10 protein-coding genes are annotated in these 7,269 nt (G+C 34.9%); 6 read left to right on the top strand and 4 right to left on the bottom strand.

Annotated elements, in window-relative coordinates:
- From M901_RS13055 to M901_RS13040, 4 genes are all read left to right on the top strand, one after another.
- Window positions 1-505 (top strand): ATP-binding protein (locus M901_RS13055; RefSeq protein WP_021278667.1); only part of this gene is annotated, 505 nt, incomplete at its 5' end.
- The gene (locus M901_RS16715) at window positions 506-979 is read left to right on the top strand and encodes a hypothetical protein (protein WP_021278673.1); all 474 of its coding nucleotides are present in this window, start codon (window positions 506-508) and stop codon (window positions 977-979) included. It begins immediately after the preceding gene.
- Window positions 979-2,481: a hybrid sensor histidine kinase/response regulator gene (locus tag M901_RS13045; protein ID WP_021278671.1), complete on the top strand. Its 1,503-nt coding sequence runs from the start codon at window positions 979-981 to the stop codon at window positions 2,479-2,481. The genes M901_RS16715 and M901_RS13045 overlap by 1 nt, the downstream gene beginning before the upstream one ends.
- The gene (locus M901_RS13040) at window positions 2,478-2,885 is read left to right on the top strand and encodes a response regulator (protein WP_021278676.1); all 408 of its coding nucleotides are present in this window, start codon (window positions 2,478-2,480) and stop codon (window positions 2,883-2,885) included. Before M901_RS13045 ends, M901_RS13040 begins: the two co-directional genes overlap by 4 nt.
- Window positions 2,886-3,114: 229 nt before the next feature.
- Here M901_RS13040 and M901_RS13035 read toward each other — a convergent pair whose 3' ends face one another.
- Genes M901_RS13035 through M901_RS13020 form a run of 4 tightly spaced genes read right to left on the bottom strand, consistent with a single transcriptional unit; the run spans window position 3,115 to window position 5,771 of the window.
- Window positions 3,115-3,654 (bottom strand): GNAT family N-acetyltransferase, encoded by a 540-nt coding sequence (locus M901_RS13035; protein WP_021278668.1) that lies wholly within the window; start codon window positions 3,652-3,654, stop codon window positions 3,115-3,117.
- Between the two features lie 46 nt (window positions 3,655-3,700).
- Entirely contained in the window at window positions 3,701-4,639 is a 939-nt protein-coding gene (locus M901_RS13030; RefSeq protein WP_021278670.1) for a hypothetical protein, read from the bottom strand.
- Window positions 4,632-5,342, bottom strand: coding sequence for an EI24 domain-containing protein (locus tag M901_RS13025; protein WP_021278675.1), 711 nt, complete (start codon window positions 5,340-5,342; stop codon window positions 4,632-4,634). The genes M901_RS13030 and M901_RS13025 overlap by 8 nt, the downstream gene beginning before the upstream one ends.
- A 12-nt stretch (window positions 5,343-5,354) precedes the next feature.
- On the bottom strand, window positions 5,355-5,771 hold the full coding sequence (locus M901_RS13020) for a DUF309 domain-containing protein (RefSeq protein ID WP_081653464.1): 417 nt from the start codon (window positions 5,769-5,771) through the stop codon (window positions 5,355-5,357).
- Between the two features lie 116 nt (window positions 5,772-5,887).
- On the opposite strand from M901_RS13020, the gene hisC reads away from it, so the two are divergent.
- Both hisC and M901_RS13010 read left to right on the top strand, forming a co-directional pair.
- The gene (hisC, locus tag M901_RS13015; RefSeq protein WP_021278669.1) at window positions 5,888-7,012 is read left to right on the top strand and encodes a histidinol-phosphate transaminase; all 1,125 of its coding nucleotides are present in this window, start codon (window positions 5,888-5,890) and stop codon (window positions 7,010-7,012) included.
- A gap of 25 nt (window positions 7,013-7,037) precedes the next feature.
- The coding region (locus M901_RS13010; protein ID WP_021278674.1) for a hypothetical protein at window positions 7,038-7,269 on the top strand (232 nt) is incomplete at its 3' end.

Here is a 7,269-nt window from a genome sequence, read left to right as displayed (position 1 = left end):
GTCAAAAATATTTCACCATTCTAAAGATATCCCTAGCGAAATTGAAGAATTGATAAATAGTATCGACTATCCAAACTTCTTTAATTCACCAAAGGATCATTTACGACTTGTTCTCAATGAGCTTCTTCTTAATTCTTTTTTCCATCAAGAAGAACTAGAAGATAGAGATCGAAGAGCATCAATTTTTGAACTAACAGATTCTATTGAAGCTAAAATTGGTATAGATGAGGACAAAGTACTAATTTCAGTTAGTGACAAGATTGGGTCTATTAACAAGTCTGAAGTCGTAAAAAATATCATTAGAGGCTTTAATGAGAAAGCCCCTAGAAAAGACTCTCCAGGAGCAGGCCTAGGTCTATACCTAGTATATCAAAATATAAATCAATTAATTATTAATAAAAAAGAATCTCAAATGAGTGAGTTTATTTGCATCATTGAGGCCAATAAACGATATAAGAAGTTTAAAGAAAGAGTCACCTCTTTTCACTTCTTTGAGGAGGAATAAATGAGTGACAAGCTGTCAATAGAAACAGTTATTGAAAAAGGTGTAGCTGATATTAAATTATCTGGTCAAATTGATGAAGATTCTGACTTTGCTACGATTACGAATATTGGTTGTCACACTTTGAACTTTAATTTTGATAAAGTAACTCTAATCAACTCTTGTGGGGTTAGAGAGTGGATCAATTATATTGAAGGTATTGAAGAGAATGCTAAAATTATCTACCATAATTGCCCACAGATAGTTATTGAACAAATCAATATGGTTCATGGTTTCATTAAAAAAGGCACAAAGGTCGAGTCATTCTACGCTCCTTACTATAGTGAAGACGATGACGATGTTGTTAAAATTCTGCTTAGAACAGATGAAATCGTGGAAGGAAAAGCTCCTGAGAAAAAGTCTGAGTCAGGTGAAGAGTTAGAATTTGATGCAATTGAAGCGCAATATTTTCAATTCATCTCTCAAATGGATAGCTAATGAATCTTTCTTACTTAGACTCTATATTTGAACCAATTGCTCTAGTTGATGAATCGGGAAAACTCACCTACTACAATCACTACTTCTCCTCATTTTTTAAAGCTTCTCCGAGAGTTTTAAAAAAGATAAAAGGAATTAATGAGCTATTTTCTGGGTTTGATATCTTAGACCTTCTAAGTAAGTCCAAAGAATCTAATTCAATACAAGTATCTAAGGAAGTCCTAATAAATCTGAATGACATGAGTGAATACCATGTGGTTTTCAAAATTGTCCCACAAGATGATCAACAGTATCTTATTTGTATCAATGATATTAGTATCGAAAAGAATCTCTATACAAAATATCGTTATCAAATAGATGAGCTTAAATCCATTCACAACCAAATCATTCAAGCAGATAAGTTAACTACGATTGGTGAAATTACGGCCAGTATCTCACACGAGGTATCGAACCCTCTTACCATTGCATCCGGAACTCTTGAACTTCTCAAGGCATTAACTGAAGAAGGCGATCTTGATTCTCAATCAGAGATGATTAATACATGTATCAACGATATTGATGAATCATTTTCACGCATTAACTCAATCATTAAAGGAATGAAGAATTTTCTCCATCAGAATGAAGAAGATCACCTTGAATATATTGCGATTGAAGACAGCCTTAATTCAGCCCTTAACCTACTTGAAGGAACTATTAAGCAAAATAATATTAAAGTTACTTCTCCACAAAGTGAAAATTCAATCGTTTTTGCAAACCCAACAAAGCTTGAGCAAGTTTTCATTAATTTAGTCAAAAACTCTGTAGATGCTTTGTCCAATCAAGCTGATTCTGAAATAGAGATTAAACTCAATCAGACCAATGTTTGCTATGAAATTGATTTTATCGACAACGGTATAGGAATCAATGATGAAAGTAAGGCAAAAATATTTGAGTCTTTTTACACAACTAAGGACGTTGGAGAAGGAACAGGACTCGGGCTCGCAATTTCTACTAAGATAATTGAATCCTATCAAGGATCGATTGAGCTCGTCGATTCAAATAAGGGGGCACACTTTAAAATAACAATCCCTAAAATGGAGTTAACAAGTGTTTCTAATACAACTCTAGCTTCAGGTATTGATACAGACTCTAATTTTCTATCAATTCTTGTTGTCGATAATGAGCCTAAAATTTTAAATCTATTAAATAACTATATCTCAGAACTTGGTCACCAATTAATTTGTGCGTCTAATATCCTAGAAGCGCAGAAAACGATTGATAATTATGACGTTGACTTAATTATTACCGATTTCTTCATGCCGCAAGGAAATGGAGATGAGTTAGCGAAAGCAATAAGAGACAAGCAAATAGAGACACCAATATATTACCTTTCAGCTAAAATTGAAGATTCAAAGCTTAAGCAAGATATGGATAAATTCAACATTAGTGGTTTAATAGATAAACCTTTTGAAAAGAAAGATATTGAAGAAGTACTCTGTAAAGTTGTAGGGAGCAAGAAATGACTCTCAACCTTCCTAAAGTTGATGAAGGAAACAAACCATCAGTTCTAATTGTGGACGATGAAGAAAAGATCTGCCTACTGATTAAGACCTTTCTTACACAAACGAGAAAGTTTAAGAATATTGTCATCGCTGAATCTGTTAGTGTTGCTCTACTCAAATTAAGAAATGAAAAATTTGATTTGGTTATCATTGACTACAAACTTCCAGATAAAGATGGGACCTCTCTTGTTGATCTGACATCCAAGAGTCTTCAGTTTAGAAACTTAAAATATCTTATGATCTCAGGATACCTTGATGGAAAATCAATGATGAAGGTTATTGATGCCGGTGTTAAAGAAGTTTTAGTAAAACCCTTTACTAGAGATGCCCTTATTAAAAAGGTTTCCAAAGTCTTAAAAAAATAAATTCTATTGGCCAACCTCTTACTGGAGTTAGCTTTCATCAATTTCTGCCCCTATCAGGGTTAAAACTGACAGTTCTTGTAAGTTTTTATTTCTTTTCAGCCAATATTTAGGCCCTTATCATAAATATATATTCATGGAATCAGAACTCGACTACATTCACAAGGATGTGAATGACATTATAATGGTGTACATCCTCAGTCTTTGCAGTTGGGGATGTATATCATAATTTCTATTTAAGTTCCCAATAAAACAAATCTTCTATTAATTCTTTACCGCCAATATCAATTGGCTGGGACTTTAAATAAATTCCACCAGCTTTCTCATAGAATTTCTTAGTAGGATTATCTTTAAGAACCCAAAGATAGAATGAATCATGACCTAACCTTTTAAATGTTTCTTTGACCTTTTCGATAAGCTCTTTTCCGTGTCCATTGCCTTGAAATCTCTTTAAAAGATAGATGGCATAGAGCTCACCTGCAAAGCCATGCTCATGCTCTCGCGCTGGACCACAATCAGCAAAACCAACAACATCACCATTAGTATCTTCAACGACAAAGGTTGCCCCAAGCTCTGGACGTCTTGGTATTAACTTCTCCCACATCACTTGGCGGTCTGTATATTTCAATGATTCTAAATAGGTATTAGGAATAATACCTTGGTAAGTTTCACACCAACAATCCACGTGAACTCTTGCTAAATCTCTAATATCTTTGAGTTCAACTTCTCGGATGAGTGAGGCTTTCTGTAGAACTTCTGTTTCGGACCTCATTTTATAAGGATAACAATTTTTTATGTTGGATACAAGACGAGCAGATTTAGCTCGGTTCAACTCTTAGGTTGTAATAATTGATTATATAGTCTTCAAGTTCAGAGAGAACCCTCATTTCCTTTTCTTCATCAATTCCATACTTAACTAGATCATGACCTTCAAACTTCAATATTCCTAGTGTCGAACTCATTTGAGACCAAGTCTCGATATTTTGGTCTTCTTCCAGAATAATAAACGACCTTCTCCCCTTCATCATCGCCAACTGACTAAAGAGCATTGAATCAGAGATTACAAGTTGAAACCTTTCTATATTTTCTAATATCTCTTTTTTATCGATCGTGAAGAGCTCTAATTTCTCTGCTAATTCAGGATGATCAAAATCAGCATCCATCTCCAAAGGGACGTAACCAAAGAGTTTGATATCTTCAAATGCTTCTGTAAGCCTTAAAACTCTCTGCTTGTAAATTGGGTCATTTATTGAAGATAAGTCTATTATCGCATTTTCAAATTCTTTAACAGGACTTGCTTCCCAGTAAGATATGGCACTCTCTTTAACTTCTGGAATGTGTTGGAGAACTGATAGCTTTTTTTGATCTAGAAACATTCCAGTAAATGCTTCCATCGAAATATTGTAAAGGTATGTTTTAGGACCACCTTGAAGACCTATTTTCTTTTTTGCTTTAAAATTTAAGCCTAAAAATGCAGAGTGAAAGTCATTCACAAAATCGACAAAATAATCAACATTAAATACGTCATGAAGGTTTGCTGCAAAATGATGAACGCCAAAGACTGTCCCCTTCTTATCATCTGGGATATTAAAAACATAACAACGCTTCGGCATCCATTCACTTGGAACCTTATAACATTCATCAGTAATAATATTGACTCTATTATCATCAGAAGATGCGAGAATGGCCCTTACAAGAGGTAAGACTGAAGTAAACTCTTTATCACTTCCCTCTACTCTAATTAAAATATTAAGCATTCTTAAACCTTAGCTCACAATAAATAACTGTGAAGAAAACAACTGCAAGTGGCAGAAAGAATAAATTAAGAATTGGTATAGCGATCAAAAAGAGAAAGAGTATTCCTCCTAGTAAATAAGCGAGAAAACCTTTTTTAAGATCACCAAAGCACTCTCCAAAAGTCATCTCATTTCTACTCCATGAGTAATCAACAAACGATATAGCAAAAATCAATCCTGCTAAAAGAAAACTTGCTGGAGGAAATATAAAACCAATAATAACGTTAATAATTGATAGTAGAAGAATAAAGCCAATCTTCTTGGCTTCATTCTTAAGAGTTGTTGGTAGCTTCTTCATCATCTCCGAAAAGCCTTGTGAGTTATCTTCAGTTTTTGCATAAATTTTCTCAACACGAGAACTAATCAAATCATTAAATGGAGCTGCAATAACTGAGACAAAGATAAAGAAAGTAAAATTCATGAAAACAGCAAATAACACCGTAATTAAACCCAAGAAAACATTACCAACCCAGCCAGCCGTATCGACGTGTTGAGAAATATAATCTTTCCCCATTGCCTGAAGATCACCAAAAACATAAGTTCCAAGAAAGTAATAACAAGTAAAACCCAGTAGAACTGGAATCATACCAAACATAATAACTTTCTTATCCGACTTCATAATATCTAACGATTTAAAAAATAAATATGGAACTTTTAAAACCACACTAACTCCTACTTATACTTTCCAAGATTCAGGATCTTGAAACTTGAATTTGGACAGCTCATTAAAATCTTCAAGAACTGGCTTATCTGGTATTGATTTTACAATAGCTTTTATTTTTGACCAATCTAGGTATTTTTCGAGAATATCCGACTCAACATGATTGTTTTCAATGAACTCAATCTTTCTCTTTGCCTTGTTGGCCATTCCACTCGCCCCATTAAGATTGCCATCCTCCCAGTGATAGAGGGATGTGGCCAATTGGATAACAACCCAAAAGACATAGCGCGCATTGTCACCAATATGGTCCATCCAAAGATCTTCCACAACCTCATGACACATCCAGTAATGCCCCTCGTTATAGAAGTTAATCCCTTCCTTCATTAGCACTAAATGCTCAGGTGAAAATTGTCCGTAATGATATTTACTCATATCTACTATTATAGCCTAAAGCTTTAGGGATTGATGCCCTTTTATGACCCAAAATGCCTTTGATTGCTATGTTCTAAACCGTATAATGCTTAAAAATTTAACAGTATGGAGACGCAATGCAAAAAGAGCTCGCACCGGCCTACCTTAAAGAACTCAAGGTATATCAAGCTGGAAAACCTATTGATGAAGTTGCTAGAGAAAGAGGCCTAACTAAAATTAGTAAACTTGCTAGTAACGAAAATCCACTTGGACCTTCTCCATATGCAATTAGAGAAATGACTCGTGGCCTGTGGGATCTTCACCGTTATCCTGATATGCATGCCTACCAACTTAAATCTAAACTGGCGGAAATTTATAACCTAAAGTTAGAAAATATAATCCTTGGAAATGGTTCAGAAGGAATCATGGCCTATATAGCGAGAGCTTTTCTTCAACCAGGAGACGAAGTTCTAACATGTGAAAACACTTTTATTGGCTTCTACATTCTCGCTAGAAGTGTTGGTGCAAAACTTCAAAAGGTACCACTGACTGAAGACTACAGATTTGATGTTAAGGCCCTTGCTCAAAATATTTCAGAGCAAACTAAGGTTATCTATATTGCAAATCCTAATAATCCAACGGGAACTTATATAACGAAATCTGAATTCGACTACCTAATGGAACACGTTCCATCACATGTCTTAGTAATTCTAGATGAAGCTTATTTCGAGTTTGCAGTACAGCAAGAAGACTACCCAGACTCAATGGACTATCGTTATGATAACGTTCTCACTCTAAGAACTTTCTCGAAGGCCTATGGGCTTTCTGGAGTCCGTGTCGGTTATGGGTTTGGTCACGAAGATCTCATTTCATACCTTACAAAAGTTAAGCTTCCATTTGAACCTAACCTTGTTGGACAATTAGGTGCTGTTGGCGCACTTGAGGACCAACCTCACCTAGAAAGAACAATCAAAAATAATACGAAAAGATATAATGAACTCATCGCTTACTTAGAAGAAAAGAATTTCCAACCAATCAAATCAATTACAAACTTTGTCACAATAAAAACGGGTTCGGCCGAAGCGAGTGATTACCTCTTTGATAAACTTCTTGATCAAGGAGTTATTATTCGTCCTCTAAAAGCTAATGAAATGAATGAATATATAAGAATTAGTATTGGGACAAAAGAGGAAATGAAACACTTTTATGAAGCCATGGATGCGGTACTACCAGAATACGATAAGAAATTTGGTAGAGCTTAATTAGTAAAGATTACGAGGAAACAATATGAAAATTTGTCGCTACATTCACAATAATTCAGCAAGACCAGAGGCCCGCATGGGAATTCTTACTGAAGATGGAAAAATCATCGATCCAAACTATGTTTGGGCCTGTGATTATGAAAGAGAGGGAAAGTTTAATTTCTGGGAAAGAGCTAACTATACTTGCCCTTCAAGCCTATCTCAAATTCTGAGACTTAAGGAAGACCCAATTGATTTTCTCAGTGAATGTTACGGAC

Origin of the sequence: Bacteriovorax sp. DB6_IX (genome assembly GCF_000447775.1) — a bacterium.
In the GTDB taxonomy this organism is placed as follows: domain Bacteria; phylum Bdellovibrionota; class Bacteriovoracia; order Bacteriovoracales; family Bacteriovoracaceae; genus Halobacteriovorax_A.
Note: the sequence above shows the minus strand (reverse complement) of the source record. Positions and strands in the feature narration are given on the sequence as shown.